The following is a 771-nucleotide window of genomic DNA, read 5'->3' as shown; positions in this document are numbered from 1 at the left end:
TGCTTAGCCCATTGGTTAAATGTGGTATCACCTTTGCCATACATCATGTCGTAGCTTGTACTATTGGCGGCGAACACCGAGGAAGAGATCGCAGGTAACTCACCACTCAATGATGCAGACGTAGAGTTGATTATGACATCGAACTCTTCAGCAATGGTATTCATCTCTTTTGCTTTAACAGGGCCATACGCAGAAAACAATTCTGCCAATTCTTCGGCTTTGGAAAATGTACGATTAGTTATCGTTAGAGATGTTGGTTTTTGATCGAGCAATGGTTTAATCACTCCTCGAGCGGCACCACCAGCTCCTATGATCAGGATACGTGCGCCTTCTAAAACGACTTGATGTTGCAACAAGTCCTGCACTAAGCCTGCACCATCAGTGTTATCACCAATGATTTCACCATCATCAAGCTTCTTAAGTGTATTCACTGCTCCAGCAAGCTGAGCACGCTCGGTCAAACGGCTAGCAAATTGATAGGCATCTTCTTTAAAAGGCAAGGTCACGTTACAGCCTTTGCCGCCGTCAGCAAAAAATGCTTTCGCCGCCTCGATAAATCCACCCACAGGCGCACACTCTGCGGTGTATGTAAGGGACTGATTCGTTTGACGAGCAAAGAGTGTATGGATAAATGGCGACTTGCTGTGCCCGATAGGGTTACCAAACACGGCGTAACGATCGATTTGCGGGGTCATGTCCTTACCTTTATTCCTTACTTAGATATAGAGAAAACAGGGCCATCTGATTACAGATGACCCTATCACTATCTAT

Annotated in this window: 1 protein-coding gene; it reads right to left on the bottom strand. The window is 45.5% G+C overall.

What is annotated here, in order from left to right; genetic code table 11:
* On the bottom strand, nucleotides 1–695 hold a 695-nt coding region (gene aroE, locus R7044_RS25010), incomplete at its 3' end, for a shikimate dehydrogenase (RefSeq protein ID WP_225455974.1).
* Nucleotides 696–771: the final 76 nt, after the last annotated feature.

Source organism: Vibrio sp. 1402 (assembly GCF_033340275.1).
Note: the sequence above shows the minus strand (reverse complement) of the source record. Positions and strands in the feature narration are given on the sequence as shown.